The following is a 17,164-nucleotide window of genomic DNA, read 5'->3' on the forward strand; positions in this document are numbered from 1 at the left end:
GGGTGTCAGCGCTGTTGCTCAAAGCGATTGAACGTTTCACTGTCGGGATAGGAACTCTGCGTACCCAGCCCCATGACCGAGCAGGCGGAATACGCCACCGCCTGCTCCATGGCCTGACGAATATGGCGGTCGCGGTTCCAGTGGTGAATGAAACATCCGATAAAGGCATCCCCGGCACCGGTGGTATCGCGGGCTTCAACCCGTACCCCTGGCACCTGGAACTCGCCCTCCTCCCCCACGTACAGCGCCCCGTGCTCGCCGAGGGTCACGATCACGTGGCGGATGCCGCGGGTCACCAGGCTACGGGCGGCGGTCTGGGCCGATTGCGGCGAGTCCACAATGTGGCCGCTGATCAGCGCCAGTTCCGATTCGTTGGGGATCAGGAAGTCAAGGTGCGCCAGGTGCTCACGACTCAAACCGGCCAGGGCCGGTGCAGGGTTGAGGAGTACCGCGATACCGTGCCTGTGAGCGAATTCGATGGCGTGGTAGACCGTGTCAAGATTGATCTCCAACTGCAGCACAATCAGCGTGCATTCGCGAAGGTCGGCGGCAGCCGCCTCGATGTCCGCTGGCAGCAAATGCGCATTGGCACCCTTGACGATCAAAATGCTGTTGTGAGAGTCGGCTCGAACAAAAATCGGCGCGACGCCGCTGGAAACGCCAGGCACGCGCTGCACATAACGGGTGTCGATACCAAAGCGCTGGAAGTTGGCCACTGTGTTGTCGGCAAACATATCGTCGCCGACCTTGCTCAGCATCAGGACATCAGCCCCAAGCTTGGCGGCAGCCACCGCCTGGTTGGCCCCCTTGCCGCCGCAACCCATGGCAAAGCCAGGCGCTTCAAGGGTTTCGCCCTGAACCGGCATGCGGTCGATATAGGTAATCAAATCCACCATGTTGCTGCCGATGACTGCGATCTTACTCATTGCTATTCCACCTTGTTACGACCGGACGAGGCAGGCCATGCCGCTCTTGTTTTGTTATTTAAATAACATAAGGTGTGAATATTCAATCTTTTTTTTGCGCGAACGATTCAAAGCGTCGTACGAACAGGCACGGACGATGGTCGGGCATCAAGCGCCGGGACGCGACCTTGAGCCGTTGCTGAATGATCATTTCACGCAAAAAAAACCGGCTCACCAGGAGCCGGCCAGAAATATGCCTGCGTTAGAGTCTGAAACGATCCACGGACTGCGACAATTTGCCGGCCAAGCCGGCCAATTCATCGGTGGTCGAGGCGGTATCACCAATAACGCGGCTGTTGCTTTGCGACATGCCGGCGATCATCTCCACCTGATGGGCAATTTCGTTGCTGGCCAGGCTCTGTTCACTGATGGTGCGGGAGATATCATTCACCAGCTCAGTGGTATTGAGCGTGGCCTGGAGGATCTCGCGGATCGCGCGTTCCACGTCGGCCGTGACGGCCATGCCCTTGTCCACTTGAGCAACGCCCTCCTCCATGCTGGTCACGGCTTCACGAGTGTTCTGCTGGATACGCCCGACCATGCTGGCGATTTCCTGGGTCGATGCGCTGGTGCGTCCCGCCAGGCTGCGTACTTCATCGGCGACCACCGCAAAGCCGCGGCCTTGCTCACCGGCGCGGGCGGCTTCGATGGCGGCGTTGAGGGCCAGCAAGTTGGTCTGGTCGGCGATGCCCTTGATCACCTGGATTATGCTGAAGATTGCTTCGGACTCTTTGTCCAGGGTGCGGATCACTTGGGCCGATTGCTGGGCCGAGCGTGCGATGCCGTCCATATCGCTGACCACCTGATGAATGATCCGTCCGCCGTCCTTGGCCAGGGTTTCAGCCTGGTTGGCCATGTCCAGCGCGTGCCCGGCATGACGGGTGATTTCTTCGATGCTGGCGGTCATTTCACTCGCGGCGGCGGCCATGGTGCTGGCGGCCTCGCTTTGCTGCTGGCTGCTGCCCGCCACCTCATGACAGCCCTGGCTCAGGCGTTCGCTTACACCGTTGACGTCATGGGCATTGCTGCGCACCACGTCGATCATGCCGCGCAAATCGCGCTGCATGGTGGCGAGGCTGCGAATCAGCGTACTGGCTTCGTCCTGGTTGCGCGGCTCGACAATCGGTTCGCTCAAGTTGCCGTGGGCGATGCTGTCGGCAATGCGGCTGGCGGTGCGCAATGGTCCCATGATGCTCAGGATCACCCAGCGTCCCTGGGCCAGCAGCAGCAAAAGGCTGGCGCCCAGGACCACGCCCAGGATCCAGTTGGCGTTACTGATGGCTTGCCGGGTGCCGCTGCTGGTGTGCAGGGTATTGGTCTCGATCAGTTCACTCAGCGCGGCCATTTGGTCCTCCAACTGGCTGAACGCCGCATTGAAGGTCCCAAGCTCCCCACGCGCGGCCTCGGGATCGGCCAGAGCCAGCGCGACGATGCGCTCGCCGGCGCTTACGTAGGTTTCCAGGCTGGGTTTGATTTTTTCCAGGCTGGCCTTGATGGAGTCGTCCAACGGCAGCTTGAAATTATCTGCCAGCATCTGCCGGAAGTGCTCGGCATGCTCCTTGAGCGAGGCACTGACGTCGGCCGGCGTGCTGGTGCTTTTGCCCAACCCCACCAGCATGGCGGACAACACATCGGCACGCAGGGCGTCGTGCATCATGTCGGCTTCCATATGGTTGCGCAGCACCGTCATGCTGACTTCATTGTCCTGCACCGCAGCACCCATTCGGGAGTTTCCCAGGTAGCCGGCCAAACTCATGATCAAGGCGGTGAGCAGCCCGGTCGCAATCAACAGCATCAAGCGTAGTTTGATCGTCATCTGGTATCCCCGTACCTGGACCGCCGGTTGGGAAACCAACCGTTCGAGCGCGTCATTAGTACCGTTATCGGCACCGCCACCCGTTAGTGAAGCCTAAGTTTGCGGATCTGCGCGAATCCCTTAAGCTGGGCGTCTTTTTTTGCTCTGCCCGGATCTGTCCATGCCTCGTACCATCGCCCGCCTCGCCCTGCTGTTGGGCTTGATCACCGCCGTCGGACCGTTTGCCATCGACAGTTACCTGCCGGCGCTGCCGACCCTTGGCGCCAGTCTCAACGCGTCGCCGGCCGCCGTGCAGATGAGCCTGACCGTGTTCTTCATGATCATCGGCATATGCCAGCTGTTCTACGGCCCGATCAGCGATGTCTTTGGGCGTAAATTGCCGATCTATGCAGGGTTGGTGATCTTTACCGTGGGCAGCATCGGCTGTGCGTTGGCCCCCAGCATCGAAGTGCTGATCGGCTTTCGCGCGGTGCAGGCCTTTGGCGCATGCGCGGGGATGGTGATTCCACGGGCGATTGTCCGCGACCTGTACACCGGCCATGAAGCGGCGCGCTTGATGGCCTTGTTGATGCTGGTGATGAGCGTTTCGCCGATCCTTGCGCCATTGGCCGGCAGCCTGGTGATTTCGCTGTGGAGCTGGCGCGAGGTATTTGCCGCGTTGGCGGTGGTGGCGCTGCTGTGTCTGGTGATGACGATCGTGCAACTGCCGGAAACCCATCCGGCGGAGCGGCGTCTGGGCAAGACCCTGGGCAGTGCATTCGGCAGCTACGGCGCCCTCCTCCGTGATCCGGTGTTCACCGGGTTGTCGGTAGTTAGCGGCTTTGGCCTGGCCACGTTCTTCGTGTTTATCGGCAGCGCGCCCTTCGTGTACATCGAATACTTCGGCCTGACACCGACGCAATTCAGCCTGTGCTTTGCAGTGAATGCGGCGTCATTCTTTGCCATGAGCCAACTGACGGCACGCCTGAGTGCGCGCTTTGGCCTGCCACCGCTGATTCGCTGGTCGGTGGTTGCCGTGGCGGCCGTGATGGCGCTGCTGGCGGCCACGACACTGTGGGGCAATCACATGGTCTTGATGATGACCCTGCTGTTTATCGGCTTCGGTTTTCTCGGCCTGTTATTACCCGCCGCCGGCGTGTTGTCGCTGGAAGACCATGGCGCGGTGGCAGGTTCGGCATCGGCCCTGCTGGGCGCGATTCAGATGGTCACCGCCGCTGTCTCCATGACCCTGGTGGGCCTGTTTGCCGACCATACGCCCGCGCCGATGCTGGTGGGCATCGCGCTGTGCGCGACCGCCGCCATGCTTACCGTGCTGTGGACGCTGCGCCGCTTGCCGCCGCACCTGGCGAGCGTCTGATCGCCGCGTCACGCCTACAAATCAAAGCGGTCCACCGCCCGCCGCCGCTCGTTGTCGTCACGTACGTCATAGCTGGCGGTGGTCTGGATATTGGTGTGATGGGCCAGCTTTTGCGCAATCGACAGGTCATGTTCCTCGATCACCCGCGTGATGAATGAGCGACGGAAGTCATGGGGCATGATCTTTACGCCCACTTGGTCCCCACGCTGGCGGGCGATGTAGTAAATCGCGTGCTTGGTGATACGTTCCCGGGTGATATGACTGCCGCGTCGAATGCGGTTGAACAGGAACGCGTCGTCCTCTTCGCCTTCCTTGAGTTGCCCGCGACGGAACTCCAGCCAGGCCTGCAGCTTGGCGAATGCCCAGTCCGGCGCGTATTTGACCAGCTCTTTGTTGCCCTTGCCGATCACGCGCAAGCTGCGTTGCGCAAAATCGACCTGCGCCAGGTCAAGGTTGACCGACTCCGATTTGCGCATGCCCGAGCCGTACAGCATGCCGATGACGGCGGCGTCGCGCAGGCCCTGGGGGCGTGGGTCGGCGGCGCAGACTTCCATCATTTCGCGGATCAACGTGCGGCGCAGGTTGCGTCCCTGCCCCAGGCGGGTGCCGGACGCGGCCTTGACCGAACGCATCTTCAACAGATGTTCCTGGCTGATCAGGCTCATCCGCCACGCTTCATTCATCACCCCGCGCACGGCATTCACATACAGGGACGAGGTGTTCGGCGCATAACCGTCCTCGCGCAACGCGGCGACCAGGGCAATCACCTGTTCGGGTTGCAGCAGGTGCCAGTCGATGTCGTCCAGGTTGACGTCTTCGAAGCCCAGACGGTCGGCGGCGTCCTGCAGCACGTAACGCATGGTCAGTTGGCTGGAGGGTGCAAGACGGGTGAGATAGAGGGTCAGAGGGTTGCGAATGGACTCAGTCAAGGTAGATCAGCCTTTGGATTAAATATCACGAGCAATCCATTGATTAATCTTGATATTTATTGAATTGGCGAGTACCGAGTCTAGCGCAGTTTCGGCCGTGCCATCAAATCAGGGCGCCACATCCTCTTCCTCGGCGGAGGGCTGAGGTTGAGTCTGGGATTGGCCCCAATCGGCGTCCTGTTTCTGCATCAGTGCGAACCAGTGCCGGCGCATGAAGGTCAGGTAACTGTCCGGCGCCTTGGCAAAATCCTTCTCGTCACCGTAGCAGCCAGGCAACGGCAACTCCGTGCCCTGCTCCTTGTACTGGCTGACCAAAGCCTGCTGCGCGGCCACGCTGCAATCGGTCGGCAACGGCATGCCGCGCAAGGCACCGGCATCCTCGTCCCACCAGGCTGCGCCGTAGCGGTCGACGCCGCGCAGGCGATACTTCTCTGACTTGCCGACATGCATGATCAGCTTGAATTCATTCGGGCTGACATCGCTGGTGCAGGTGCGCGAGTAGCCAACAGTCGCCTGGGTATTGCCGTCACCCAGCAGGTCGGTGACCTGGGTGGCCGCCTTGTCAAAGTGCAGGCCGGCGTCGAACTGGCACTGGCGCACGTCGTCGTAGAGCATCCATACGCGCTTGGGATGCTCGCCCGTCAGCAGATACTGGGCTGCGTAGACAAAGGCCGACTGGGTGCCATCGTCGTCCCGCTCGCCGACCTGTTCGGCCAGCACCAGCAGGTTCTTGCCTTGACGGTCGTCCCAGGTATAGGCGGCGACTTGCTTGCCGCGCACCTCAACCCCCTCGGGTACCTGATCAAGGTTCGCCAGTGTCACGGCCTCGTCGGCCCGCACCGTCGTGACACAGGCCACGCACACCAACAACCCCATCAACACCGGCCGTAACTGGCCGCGTAAAAGCTGCACGCTATTCATCCGAGTACCCTGGCAAGAGATGGCTTACTTTACCGGCACTTGAAGGGCAATGCAGAGAAGTTTGTTGAATGGATGCACGGGAGCCGTCGATGTGAACCAAATACCCGGCGGCCCGCTCCTATCCACCTGAAAATTACAAGGTTTAACACCTTGGCGACATAGCTGAACCCTGGCTGTCTACCTGTCAAATAAACGAGTTTTTCATCCGCCTTTCATATTCGTTGAACATTTTTGCGCTTAACCTTGTAGGCAACACTTCAGAGCAATCCGGGGTTAATCGACTAAGCTGTTGATTCCGCTTTATCTTTAGCGCCGTTTTGTACTCTGCGGGCTGTAATTTTGCCCAATAATCGCTGCTGTTTTCGCGCTCCAAGTTGCTTCAGCCGAGGTCATGAATCTTTGAAACCCTACCCTATTCATTGCGTATCGATCGTTATCCCGGTCTATAACGAACAAGAGAGTCTGCCCGAATTGCTGCGGCGCACCACGGCAGCCTGCAAACAGCTGGCCTACGAATACGAAATCATCCTGGTGGATGACGGTAGCCGCGACGATTCGGCGCAGTTGCTCGAAGACGCCGCCGCTGAAGATGGCAGCAACGTGGTCGCGGTGATCCTCAACCGCAACTATGGCCAGCATGCCGCAATCATGGCCGGTTTCGAACAATGCCGCGGCGAAGTGGTGATTACCCTCGATGCCGACCTGCAAAACCCGCCGGAAGAAATCCCGCGCCTGGTGGAACAGGCCGCCCTGGGCTACGACGTGGTCGCCACGGTGCGCAACAATCGCCAGGATTCCGCCTTCCGCCGCTGGCCTTCGCGCCTGATCAACCTGGCCGTGCAGCGCTCCACCGGCGTGGCCATGACTGACTACGGCTGCATGCTGCGCGCCTACCGCCGCACCATTGTCGACGCGATGCTTGCGTGCCGCGAGCGCAGCACCTTTATTCCGATCCTGGCCAACGGCTTTGCCCGTCACACCACGGAAATCCTGGTGCACCACGCCGAGCGCGAACACGGCGAATCCAAATACAGCGCCATGCGCCTGATCAGCCTGATGTTCGACCTGCTCACCTGCATGACCACCACGCCGTTGCGCCTGCTGTCCATCGTCGGTTTCAGTCTGGCGGCGTTGGGCGTGCTGTTTGCCTTTGCGCTGATCGTCATGCGCCTGGCCTTCGGTGCCGATTGGGCGGGCGACGGCCTGTTTGTGCTGTTCGCCGTGCTCTTCGTGTTCACCGGTGGCCAGTTCATCGGCATGGGCCTGCTGGGCGAATACCTGGGCCGCATGTACAGCGATGTACGCGCCCGCCCGCGTTTCTTCATTGAAAAAGTGCTGCGCAACCAACCGGCAGCACCGGCTCCCGTGGTCGTCGTTGATGGCCTGGTGTCTTCCCATACTTCTACTTCTTCTTCCGATCAGGTCCAGTCATGAGTTCAAAAGCCGTTGTCTTCGCCTACCACGATATTGGCTGTGCCGGTATTGAAGCCCTGCTCGAAGCGGGTTACGACATCGCCGCGGTGTTCACCCATGCCGATGACCCCAAGGAAAACACTTTCTACGGCTCGGTCGCCCAGCTGTGTGCCCGCAACGGTATCCCGGTGCACGCCCCGGAAGACGCCAACCACCCGCTGTGGGTCGAGCGCATTGCCAAGCTGAACCCGGATTTCATCTTCTCTTTCTACTACCGCAACCTGTTGAGCGAGCCCCTGCTGGCCACCGCCCGCCACGGCGCGTTCAACCTGCATGGTTCGCTGCTGCCCAAATACCGTGGCCGTGCACCGGCCAACTGGGTGCTGGTCAACGGTGAAACCGAAACCGGCGTGACCCTGCACCGCATGGTCAAGCGTGCCGATGCCGGTGCGATCCTGGCCCAGCAGAAAGTCAGCATCGAGCGCAGCGACACCGGCCTGAGCCTGCACGCCAAACTGCGTGATGCCGCCAGCAACCTGCTGCGCGACGCCCTGCCGCAACTGGCGCTGGGCAAACTGAGCGAAACCGTCCAGGACGAAAGCCAGGCCACCTGCTTTGGTCGCCGTACCGCCGCCGATGGCAAGATCGACTGGAAAAACCCCGCCGAACAACTGTTCAACCTGGTCCGCGCCGTGACGCAGCCTTACCCCGGCGCCTTTTGCGCGGTCGGCGAGCACAAACTCATCGTATGGCAGGCCGAGGTGGTCAAAGGCAACGAAGGTTTGGCGCCGGGCCGCGTGATCAGCGTCAACCCGCTGCGCGTCGCCTGTGGTGAAGACTCGCTGGTGGTCAAGTTCGGCCAGCGCAACGACAACGGTCTGTACCTGGCCGGCCCTTCCCTGGCCGATGAACTGGGCCTGGTGGACGGTTCCGTGCTGCGCGGCGCCGAGTCGGGCCGCAAGCCACGCCGCACCCGTGTGTTGATCCTGGGGGTGAACGGCTTTATCGGTAATCACCTGTCCGAGCGCCTGCTGCGCGACGACCGTTACGAAGTCTACGGCCTGGACATCGGCTCCGACGCCATCGAGCGCCTGCGCAGCCACCCCAACTTCCATTACGTGGAAGGTGATATCAGCATCCACACCGAGTGGATCGAGTACCACATCAAGAAATGCGACGTGGTGTTGCCACTGGTAGCCATCGCTACGCCGATCGAATACACCCGCAACCCGCTGCGCGTGTTCGAGCTGGACTTCGAAGAAAACCTCAAGCTGGTGCGTTACTGCGTCAAGTACAACAAGCGCGTGATCTTCCCGTCGACCTCCGAAGTCTATGGCATGTGCCAGGACCAGTACTTCGACGAAGACACCTCCAACCTGGTCGTCGGCCCGGTCAACAAGCAACGCTGGATCTACTCGGTCTCCAAGCAGCTGCTCGACCGTGTGATCTGGGCCTACGGCGACAAGGGCCTGAAATTCACCCTGTTCCGTCCGTTCAACTGGATGGGCCCGCGCCTTGATCGTCTGGACTCGGCGCGTATCGGCAGCTCCCGTGCCATCACCCAGTTGATCCTGAACCTGGTGGAAGGCACGCCGATCCGCCTGTTCGACGGGGGTGAGCAGAAGCGTTGCTTCACCGACATCGCCGACGGCATCGAAGCCCTGGCGCGCATCATCGATAACGAAAACGGTGTCTGCGACGGCCAGATCATCAACATCGGCAACCCGGAAAACGAAGCCAGCATCCGCCAGTTGGGCGAGGAGCTGCTGCGTCAGTTCGAAGCCCACCCGCTGCGCCACAACTTTCCACCGTTCGCCGGTTTCCGCGATGTGGAAAGCAAGGCGTTCTACGGCACCGGTTACCAGGACGTGGCCCACCGCAAGCCAAGCATCGAAAACGCCAAGCGCCTGCTGAACTGGGAACCGAGCGTGGAAATGAGCGAGACCATCGGTAACACGCTGGATTTCTTCCTGCGGGAAGCCATGCTTGAAATAGCGGATAAAAAATAATGCAGGCAGGTCTTCGCATCGACGTCGACACCTACCGTGGCACCCGTGAAGGTGTGCCGCGGCTGCTCGAGTCCCTGGACGAGGCCGGGATCAAGGCGACGTTTTTCTTCAGCGTCGGGCCGGACAACATGGGTCGCCACTTGTGGCGCCTGATCCGCCCGCAGTTCCTGTGGAAAATGCTCCGTTCCAATGCCGCCGGCCTGTATGGCTGGGACATTTTGCTGGCCGGCACCGCCTGGCCGGGCAAACCGATTGGCCGCGACCTGGGGCATCTGATGCGCCAGGCCAAGGCCGCCGGGCATGAAGTCGGCCTGCACGCCTGGGATCACCACGGCTGGCAGGCCAATACCGGGCGTTGGAGCGACGCACAACTGATCGAGCAGATTCGACGTGGCGTGGACACCCTGAGCGACATCCTCGGTGAACGTATCGACTGTTCAGCGGCCGCCGGTTGGCGCGCCGATGAGCGCGTGGTGCAAGCCAAACAAGCCTTCAATTTTCGCTACAACAGCGATTGCCGGGGCACCAGCCTGTTTCGACCGACCCTGGCCGATGGCAGCGCGGGCACCCCACAAATTCCGGTAGACCTGCCGACCTTCGACGAAGTCGTCGGGCCGGTGGTGGCTGCCAAGGACTTCAACCGTTTCATCCTGGACCGGTTCAGCGCATCGAAGCTGAACGTCTACACGATCCACGCGGAAGTAGAAGGGATTCTGATGGCCAATGATTTTCGCCTGTTGCTTGCCCAGGCAGCGCAGCGCGGCATCGATTTCAAGCCTCTGGGCGACTTGTTGCCTGCGGATGTGACCACCCTGCCCCAGCAACAGCTGATGCGCGGCGCATTGAGCGGCCGCGAGGGTTGGCTCGGAGTGCAGCAGGCATGATCCGCCGCTGGGCATTGCCCCTGCTCCTGTTGGCGTTCGGGGTGGTTTACCTGTTACCGCTGGCGACCCACGGGCTGTGGATTCCCGATGAAACCCGCTATGCGCAGATCAGCCAGGAAATGCTGCTGACCGGCAAGTGGGCCGCGCCGCACTTCATGGGCATTCGCTACTTCGAAAAACCCGCCGCCGGCTACTGGATGATCGCGCTGGGCCAGGCGATCTTCGGGCAGAACCTGTTCGGTGTGCGTTTTGCCTCGGCCTTGAGCACCGGGTTGAGCATTCTGCTGGTTTATCTGGTGTCACGCCGCTTGTGGAACGACCCGCAGAAAAGCCTGGTGAGCTGCGTGCTCTATATGAGTTTCGTCAGCGTGGCGATGCTCGGCGGCTACGCCAACCTGGACCCGCAATTCACCTTTTGGGTCAACCTGACAGGCGCTGCCTTGTGGTTCTGCTTCGACAGCACTACCCGCCGTGCTCGACTGTGGTCCTGGGCCTTGCTGGGCCTGGCCTGCGGCATGGGCTTCATGACCAAGGGCTTCCTGGCGTGGTTGCTGCCGGTGCTGATCGCCCTGCCCTACGCCCTCTGGCAGAAACGTTCGGTTGAATTGTTCAAGTTCGGGCCGGTGGCGGTGGCGGCGGCGATCCTGATCAGCTTGCCCTGGGCACTGGCCGTGCACCTGCAAGAGCCGGATTACTGGCACTTCTTCTTCTGGCATGAGCATATCCAGCGCTTTGCCGGTGAGGATGCCCAGCATGCCGAACCGTTCTGGTACTACTTGCCATTGCTGGTCGCCTTCACGTTGCCGTGGGTCGCCCTGCTGCCGTCCACGCTCAAGCAGGCATGGTCGGACAAGCGCCTGCCGAAAACCGCGCTCCTGCTGCTGTGGCTGTTGATGCCCCTGGCCTTCTTCAGCCTGGCCAAGGGTAAGCTGCCCTCCTACATCATGCCGTGCCTGTTGCCCCTGGCATTGCTGATGGGGTCGACCCTGAGTGACAAGCTCGCTCAAGGCCGTGGCCGTGTATTGCGCATTAACGGTTGGTTGAACCTGGCGATCGGTGTGCTCGTGCTGTTGGCGCTCATCTGGTTCCAATGGAAAAAGCCGCTGTACGAACCCGGTGAGGAAACCCTGAGCCTGGTACTGGTATTTATCGGCGTGTTCGGCTGGATCCTGGCCAACCTGCTGCAGGCGTTACGCCCGGTGAAACTGTGGGCCGCGCCGCTGATCGGCAGTGGTTTGCTGGTGGTCTTGTTGCCCGCCGCCCTGCCCCATTCGGTGGTTTATAACAAGACGCCGGACCAGTTCATCATCGATCACGCCGAAGAACTCAAGCCCTCCGTTGCGCTGCTGAGCAACGACCTGGGTGCGTCCGCAGCGCTGGCCTGGCGGCTGAAACGGCCCGACATCACCCTCTACAACACCTCCGGCGAGGTGAAATACGGGCTGGCCTACGCCGATACCGCCCAGCGCCTGGTTGACCGCAATCAAATCCAGGCCTGGATGGCGCAAACCCGCCGCAGCGGTGCGGTGGGCGTGGTGATGCGCGTCAACAGCCAGGGCGAGAAGGAAGAACTCGCACTGCTGCCTCCGGACGGCCAGCGGTATGCCCAAGGCAATATCGTGATTCTGATTTTCCCGCAGGTCGCGCCATGATCACCTTGCTTCTATTGCTCACTGCCTGCCTGCTCACCTGCATGGGCCAGGTATCGCAGAAGTTTGCCGTGGAAAGCTGGCGTGACGTGCCCGACGGTTGGGCGCTGAAGTTGCGCTCACCCTGGTTGTGGTCGGCGCTGGTGTGCCTGGGCCTTGGCTTGCTGGTGTGGTTGCTGGTGCTGCAGCGTCTGGAAGTGGGCATTGCCTACCCGATGCTCAGCCTGAATTTTGTGCTGGTCACGCTGATGGCACGCTTTGTGTTTGCCGAGCCCATCGATGGCCGCCACTGGCTGGGCGTGGTGCTGGTCATTGCCGGTGTGGTGTTGTTGGGGCGTCAGGTATGAGCCGGACACGCGGTTTCGCCCTGGCCCTGGGCAGCGTCGGCCTGGTCAGCGCCGCCCAATTGGGCATGCGCTGGAGCATGACGCGTCTGCCGCTGCCGGATCGGTGGCTGGATGCCTTGAGCAGCGCCAGCATCGACCTGAACGCCCTGGGCGTGGTGATCCTGGCGATCATCGCCTATGCGCTGTCGATGCTCTGCTGGCTCGGCGCGCTGAAGCACTTGCCCCTCGGGCGTGCGTATTCGCTGCTCAGCATCAGCTATGCGCTGGTGTACCTGCTGGCGGCCAGCCTGCCGGTCTTCAACGAACACTTTTCGCTTTCGAAAACCCTGGGGGTGGCGTTGGTCATCCTCGGCGTACTGGTTATCAACTCTCGTCGTGCTAGCACCTCAAGTCCCAGGAATACCCCATGAAAATCAGTGTATTTGGTAGTGGTTACGTCGGCCTGGTACAGGCCACGGTATTAGCCGAAGTCGGTCACGATGTTATTTGCATGGACGTTGACCAGCGCAAGGTCGAGTCGCTGCAGAAGGGCCACGTGACCATCTTCGAGCCGGGCCTGGCGGCCATGGTCAAGGAAAACCTGGAAAGCGGACGCCTGCATTTCACCTACGACGAAAAACTTGCAGTCGAGCACGGTGAAGTGTTGTTCATTGCGGTGGGCACGCCGTCGGATGAAGACGGTTCGGCCGACCTCAAATACGTGCTGTCGGTGGGTGATGCAGTCGCCCGCCATCGCGTGGCGCCGGTGATCCTGGTGGAGAAATCCACCGTGCCCGTGGGCACCGGCGACACCCTGCGCGACCATATGCGCAAGAATCTGCGCGCCGCCGGCCGTGAGCTGCAATTCGATATCGTCTCCAACCCGGAATTTCTCAAGGAAGGCTCGGCCGTGGCCGACTGTCGCCGCCCGGACCGCATCATCATCGGCTGCGAGCGTGAAGAAGTACGCGAGGTGATGCGCGACCTGTACGCGCCGTTCAACCGCAACCATGACCGTATCATTTTCATGGACGTACGCAGCGCCGAACTGACCAAGTACGCCGCCAACTGCATGCTTGCCACCAAGATCAGCTTCATCAACCAGATCGCCGAGCTGGCCGAACACCTGGGCGCCGACATCGAAGCCGTACGCCTGGGGATTGGTGCCGACTCGCGCATCGGCTACCACTTCATTTACCCGGGTTGCGGCTATGGCGGCTCGTGCTTTCCCAAAGACATGCGCGCCCTGATCCACAGCGCCAAACAAGCCAACTGTTCCAGCGATCTGCTCGAAGCCGTGGAAGCGATCAACCAGCGTCAGAAAGGCAAGTTGTTCGAGCGCATCAACGCGTTCTTCAAGGGTGACCTGCGCGGCAAGACCTTCGCCTTGTGGGGCCTGGCCTTCAAGCCCAATACCGACGACATGCGCGACGCGCCGAGCCGCGTGCTGATGGAAGCGCTCTGGGAGGCTGGCGCCAATGTACGTGCATTCGACCCTGAAGCCATGCAGGAAACCCAGCGCATCTATGGCGACGACCCCAGGTTGATGCTGATGGGCACGCCGGAGTCCACCCTGGGCGGCGCCGATGCGCTGATCGTCTGCACTGAGTGGCAGCAATTCAAGGCGCCGGACTTCGACCTGATCCATCAGCGCCTGAAAACCCCGGTGATCTTTGACGGGCGCAACCTGTACGACGGCGAGCGCCTCACGCGTAAAGGCTTCAAGTACTTTCCGATCGGTCGTGGCGACTCGTGCGAGTTGCCGATCCCTCAGCAAAACTGGGTGCCACAGGCCAAGGCAGGCTGATACGTGAACAAGGCTCACCCGCCCCAGCTCAACCCGACGATCCGTCTACAGTCACTGGGTCTGGGGTTCCTGGCACTGCTGTTGTTCATCGCCGGCAACTGGCACCAGGCGATTATCGGTTTCGACTCGCGCTTCGTGGTGTTTGCCCAGGAGATGCTGCGCCATGGGCCGAGCTTCTTTCCCACCACCTACGGCCAGCCGTATGCGGACTACCTGGCCACCTCGACCCTGCTGACCTGGCTGTTGTCCCTGCCATTGGGCCAGGTCACCAGCCTCACCGCCTGGCTGCCCAGCGCCGTCGCCTCGGCGTGCATCGTGGTGCTGGTGTATCGACTCACCGCGCCCTATTCCCTGCGCTGGGGCCTGCTGAGCGTCGCCATGTTGCTGCTCAGCAGCACCTTTATCAGCGAAACCCGGGCCGTCTCTCTGGACCAGATGCTGGCGGCCGTGACCCTGGCGGTGTTTTACCTGGGTTATGCCCGTGATCATTGCTCTGCGGCCAAACGCCTGCACTGGGTGTTTGCGCTGTTGATGCTCGGGTTTGCGATTCGCGGGCCGATTGGCCTGGTAATCCCTACCGGGGTGCTATGCAGCTACTACCTGATCAACCGTCAATGGCGGCAATTGTTCAGCTTCGGGCTGTTGGCGCTGGCGTTACTGGCGGCGTGTATCGGCCTGTTGCTGCTGCTGGCCAAGCTCAGCGGTGGCGAGGACTTCATGCATGACGTGATTCGCATGCAGTTTCTCGGGCGCATGGATGGCAGCGAAGGCTCCGGCGGCGTGCTGTATTACTTCACCAGCTCCCTGGGCAACTACGCGCTGGCCTACCCGGTGGCGCTTCTGGTGTTGCTGGCCGTAGTGAGCCGCGGCCGCCAAGCACCAGACCCGGCATTGAAACTGGTGCTGTACTGCGCGGCAGCGGGCGCATTGGTGATGCTGGGCTTGTCGGTGCCCCAGGCAAAAAAGGCGCGTTATATCCTGCCGATGCTGCCGATGGCCGCGATCATTGCCGCGTATCCGTTCCAAGTTGTCCAGGGCCGTCTGTTCAGCGGGTTACGTGGCTTGATGCTGGTGCTGTGGACGCTGGCACCCGCGCTGTTGTCGGTCGGGCTGATCGCGGCGCGCCGGCGTTACCCGCAATTGCTGGCCGATCTCGGGCTGATCTTCGGCATGCTGGCGGTGCTTCAGGGGTTGGCGTTGCTGGCGCTGTTAAAGGTTCGACTGCGCGCGGTCGGTCCGGCATTCGCCGCAGTAGTGGCGGTCTGGTCGACTTACATCCTGGTAGTCGAACCCCTGGAGCGCAGCCTTTACGACACCCGCACGTTTACCCTGGCGGCCAAGGACCTGATCCTGCAACAACCGGCGCCGTTGGTGCTGCATGCGTTAGGCAAAGACGCAAAGGCCATTAAGTTCATGGTGAACTTCAATTGCGACAAGGTCCCCCTGTTTACTCAACTGCCCGTCGAGCTCCAGCCTGTTCAGGCGCCGGCCTGGCTGGTGATGAGCCAGGCTGACTTCGAAAGCCTGACTGACCCGCGCTTGCGTTCGCTTACGCCGACGCTTACCGGGGCGTTCGATAAGACCCCGTATGTGTTGCTGCACCTGGAAAAAAACACCTATCCCTGATCGTGTTTCCAAGGACTTCGTAAGAAATAACGCCCACTTATCGAGCAGTGGGCGTTTTTCATCAAAATCACCGAGAAAACACCTACAGAGCTTTGCGTAAGGGCCGCTGCACTTTGCCTTCCGGCGCCCGGAACCCGACTGTAGACTCGCTTGCCAAGTGTATTAATTATTTACCACCTGCATCGGGGCTGTCTTGAACCGCTGCGGTCAGCGAACCTGCATAACAACAAGGAGGGCAATGTCATGCGAGAGGATGGCTTAGCTGTAGCGGCACCGAGACTGGATCGGCTGATGGGGCTACGCAATGCACTGGTGGCATTGAAGGGCCCGCTGGCCGACGAGCCAGGCATGCAGGAGAACCTGCAAAAACGCCTGTTCAACGAGGAGGTCGACAGCCGCGTACTGGGCAAGATCAGCCTGCCAAGCCATCAGGGTAACGGTCGGATTCCGCTTGGCGACACGCCTTGAATACATAATTTTTGCATTCAAACATCATTAATATGCATTGGCGCCGCTGCGACGTACTCGGCAAACTGGAACTGTTCCTTCCCCCAATCAATGTTGGAACCTTCAAAGGGCTTTCCCGGGAAACCAGGCAAGCCTTTTTTTCGCCCCCGTTTCAGGATCCCTTTTCAATGCTCGCTCGCTGGTTACCTGCCGCCATCAATACCCGTCCCTCTGAATGGAGCCGTGCCGCAATCGGCATGGCCTTGGGCACAATGCTCAGTGTCTGGGTGTGCGCCCAGGTATTTGGCATGGACGTGGCCCTGCACCTGCTTGGCCCGCTGGGCGCGTCGGCGGTGCTGCTGTTCGCCGTGTCGTCGGGAGCACTGGCGCAACCCTGGTCGATCATGGGCAGTTATCTGTGCGCGGGCATCGTGGCCTTGCTGGTGGCGCGAGTATTGGGGCGAACCTTGGGCAGCGCTTGCCTGGCGGCGGGCATGACCGTCGTGCTGATCTGCTGGCTGCGCTGCCTGCACCCGCCGGCCGGTGGCCTGGCCATGACGCTGGTACTGGCCGACCCTGCCTCCATTGCCCTGGGCTGGCATGAGCTGGCACCGGTCATGCTCGGCGCAAGTGCCCTGCTGACGTGCGCGCTGGCCTACAACAATGCCACCCGCACGCGCTATCCCAAGGCGCCTGCCGAACCGGTGCCGGTGGTGATCGGCAGTGCGCCCGTGACCGACCCGGCCATCACTGCAGCCGACCTCAAGCTGGCATTGGCCGATATGGAACAGTTTTTCGACGTCGAGCCCACGGCGCTGGAGGCATTGATTCATACCGCCGAAGGCCACGCGCGGCGCCGCAGCATCGGCGAAGTCCTGGCCAGCCGGGTGGTTTGATGCGCGCTGCATAAATGCAACAACGACCTGCATGATTCCGGGTTGTACGCGACAAATTTGCGCTGGTACGATCACGCGATAGTTTGCCCCCGAACATTCTGATAAAGAACAATAAAAGC

15 protein-coding genes and 1 pseudogene are annotated in these 17,164 nt (G+C 61.1%); 11 read left to right on the top strand and 5 right to left on the bottom strand.

The annotated features are described in order from the left end of the window. Window positions 1-5 precede the first annotated feature (5 nt). From rbsK to BOP93_RS28215, 3 genes and pseudogenes are all read right to left on the bottom strand, one after another. The gene (gene rbsK, locus BOP93_RS12895) at window positions 6-926 is read right to left on the bottom strand and encodes a ribokinase (RefSeq protein WP_104502930.1); all 921 of its coding nucleotides are present in this window, start codon (window positions 924-926) and stop codon (window positions 6-8) included. Window positions 927-1,167: 241 nt separating this feature from the next. Then, complete coding sequence (locus tag BOP93_RS28210) at window positions 1,168-2,031, bottom strand: methyl-accepting chemotaxis protein (protein ID WP_430758793.1); 864 nt, start codon at window positions 2,029-2,031, stop codon at window positions 1,168-1,170. Continuing rightward, window positions 2,026-2,781 (bottom strand): annotated as a pseudogene (locus tag BOP93_RS28215) (MCP four helix bundle domain-containing protein); the annotation flags it as partial. The gene BOP93_RS28210 and the pseudogene BOP93_RS28215, both read right to left, overlap by 6 nt. A gap of 160 nt (window positions 2,782-2,941) precedes the next feature. Between BOP93_RS28215 and BOP93_RS12905 the strand changes: the two are divergent. Beyond that, entirely contained in the window at window positions 2,942-4,138 is a 1,197-nt protein-coding gene (locus BOP93_RS12905) for a multidrug effflux MFS transporter (protein WP_104502932.1), read from the top strand. A 14-nt stretch (window positions 4,139-4,152) separates the two neighbouring features. Here the strand turns inward: BOP93_RS12905 and BOP93_RS12910 are convergent, their stop codons facing one another. Together BOP93_RS12910 and BOP93_RS12915 are read right to left on the bottom strand one after the other, a co-directional pair. Beyond that, window positions 4,153-5,067, bottom strand: a complete 915-nt coding sequence (locus tag BOP93_RS12910; protein ID WP_104502933.1) for a site-specific integrase — start codon at window positions 5,065-5,067, stop codon at window positions 4,153-4,155. Window positions 5,068-5,175: 108 nt separating this feature from the next. Continuing rightward, window positions 5,176-5,988 (bottom strand): M949_RS01915 family surface polysaccharide biosynthesis protein, encoded by an 813-nt coding sequence (locus BOP93_RS12915; protein ID WP_104502934.1) that lies wholly within the window; start codon window positions 5,986-5,988, stop codon window positions 5,176-5,178. Window positions 5,989-6,387: 399 nt separating this feature from the next. On the opposite strand from BOP93_RS12915, the gene arnC reads away from it, so the two are divergent. From arnC to BOP93_RS12960, 10 genes are all read left to right on the top strand, one after another. Next, complete coding sequence (gene arnC / locus BOP93_RS12920; protein WP_057722390.1) at window positions 6,388-7,422, top strand: undecaprenyl-phosphate 4-deoxy-4-formamido-L-arabinose transferase; 1,035 nt, start codon at window positions 6,388-6,390, stop codon at window positions 7,420-7,422. After that, window positions 7,419-9,410, top strand: coding sequence for a bifunctional UDP-4-amino-4-deoxy-L-arabinose formyltransferase/UDP-glucuronic acid oxidase ArnA (gene arnA / locus BOP93_RS12925; RefSeq protein ID WP_104502935.1), 1,992 nt, complete (start codon window positions 7,419-7,421; stop codon window positions 9,408-9,410). The genes arnC and arnA overlap by 4 nt, the downstream gene beginning before the upstream one ends. Continuing rightward, window positions 9,410-10,294 (top strand): 4-deoxy-4-formamido-L-arabinose-phosphoundecaprenol deformylase, encoded by an 885-nt coding sequence (gene arnD, locus BOP93_RS12930; protein WP_104502936.1) that lies wholly within the window; start codon window positions 9,410-9,412, stop codon window positions 10,292-10,294. The genes arnA and arnD overlap by 1 nt, the downstream gene beginning before the upstream one ends. Continuing rightward, window positions 10,291-11,946 (top strand): lipid IV(A) 4-amino-4-deoxy-L-arabinosyltransferase, encoded by a 1,656-nt coding sequence (gene arnT / locus BOP93_RS12935; RefSeq protein WP_104502937.1) that lies wholly within the window; start codon window positions 10,291-10,293, stop codon window positions 11,944-11,946. Before arnD ends, arnT begins: the two co-directional genes overlap by 4 nt. Further along, window positions 11,943-12,290 (top strand): 4-amino-4-deoxy-L-arabinose-phosphoundecaprenol flippase subunit ArnE, encoded by a 348-nt coding sequence (gene arnE / locus BOP93_RS12940; RefSeq protein ID WP_065884306.1) that lies wholly within the window; start codon window positions 11,943-11,945, stop codon window positions 12,288-12,290. Before arnT ends, arnE begins: the two co-directional genes overlap by 4 nt. Then, a complete protein-coding gene (arnF, locus tag BOP93_RS12945) occupies window positions 12,287-12,700 on the top strand; it encodes a 4-amino-4-deoxy-L-arabinose-phosphoundecaprenol flippase subunit ArnF (protein WP_104502938.1) in 414 nt (137 codons plus the stop codon). Before arnE ends, arnF begins: the two co-directional genes overlap by 4 nt. Continuing rightward, window positions 12,697-14,076, top strand: coding sequence for a UDP-glucose dehydrogenase family protein (locus tag BOP93_RS12950; protein WP_104502939.1), 1,380 nt, complete (start codon window positions 12,697-12,699; stop codon window positions 14,074-14,076). The genes arnF and BOP93_RS12950 overlap by 4 nt, the downstream gene beginning before the upstream one ends. Before the next feature lie 3 nt (window positions 14,077-14,079). Continuing rightward, window positions 14,080-15,702, top strand: coding sequence for an ArnT family glycosyltransferase (locus BOP93_RS12955; RefSeq protein ID WP_104502940.1), 1,623 nt, complete (start codon window positions 14,080-14,082; stop codon window positions 15,700-15,702). Window positions 15,703-15,993: 291 nt separating this feature from the next. Further along, window positions 15,994-16,170, top strand: coding sequence for a hypothetical protein (locus tag BOP93_RS27425; protein WP_237140417.1), 177 nt, complete (start codon window positions 15,994-15,996; stop codon window positions 16,168-16,170). Between the two features lie 167 nt (window positions 16,171-16,337). Continuing rightward, window positions 16,338-17,045 carry an HPP family protein gene (locus BOP93_RS12960; protein WP_104502941.1) on the top strand — a complete coding sequence of 236 codons (708 nt, stop codon included), beginning with the start codon at window positions 16,338-16,340 and terminating at the stop codon, window positions 17,043-17,045. Window positions 17,046-17,164: the final 119 nt, after the last annotated feature.

The sequence above is a fragment of the Pseudomonas orientalis genome (assembly GCF_002934065.1).
Taxonomy (GTDB): Bacteria; Pseudomonadota; Gammaproteobacteria; order Pseudomonadales; family Pseudomonadaceae; genus Aquipseudomonas; species Aquipseudomonas orientalis_A.

What these genes read in the sequence shown, in the direction of transcription:
- rbsK (WP_104502930.1), bottom strand. Translation starts at nt 926, where the DNA reads ATGAGTAAGATCGCAGTCATCGGCAGCAACATGGTGGATTTGATTACC.
- BOP93_RS28210 (WP_430758793.1), bottom strand. Translation starts at nt 2,031, where the DNA reads ATGCAGCGCGATTTGCGCGGCATGATCGACGTGGTGCGCAGCAATGCC.
- BOP93_RS12905 (WP_104502932.1), top strand. Translation starts at nt 2,942, where the DNA reads ATGCCTCGTACCATCGCCCGCCTCGCCCTGCTGTTGGGCTTGATCACC.
- BOP93_RS12915 (WP_104502934.1), bottom strand. Translation starts at nt 5,988, where the DNA reads ATGAATAGCGTGCAGCTTTTACGCGGCCAGTTACGGCCGGTGTTGATG.
- arnA (WP_104502935.1), top strand. Translation starts at nt 7,419, where the DNA reads ATGAGTTCAAAAGCCGTTGTCTTCGCCTACCACGATATTGGCTGTGCC.
- arnD (WP_104502936.1), top strand. Translation starts at nt 9,410, where the DNA reads ATGCAGGCAGGTCTTCGCATCGACGTCGACACCTACCGTGGCACCCGT.
- arnT (WP_104502937.1), top strand. Translation starts at nt 10,291, where the DNA reads ATGATCCGCCGCTGGGCATTGCCCCTGCTCCTGTTGGCGTTCGGGGTG.
- arnE (WP_065884306.1), top strand. Translation starts at nt 11,943, where the DNA reads ATGATCACCTTGCTTCTATTGCTCACTGCCTGCCTGCTCACCTGCATG.
- arnF (WP_104502938.1), top strand. Translation starts at nt 12,287, where the DNA reads ATGAGCCGGACACGCGGTTTCGCCCTGGCCCTGGGCAGCGTCGGCCTG.
- BOP93_RS12950 (WP_104502939.1), top strand. Translation starts at nt 12,697, where the DNA reads ATGAAAATCAGTGTATTTGGTAGTGGTTACGTCGGCCTGGTACAGGCC.
- BOP93_RS27425 (WP_237140417.1), top strand. Translation starts at nt 15,994, where the DNA reads ATGGGGCTACGCAATGCACTGGTGGCATTGAAGGGCCCGCTGGCCGAC.
- BOP93_RS12960 (WP_104502941.1), top strand. Translation starts at nt 16,338, where the DNA reads ATGCTCGCTCGCTGGTTACCTGCCGCCATCAATACCCGTCCCTCTGAA.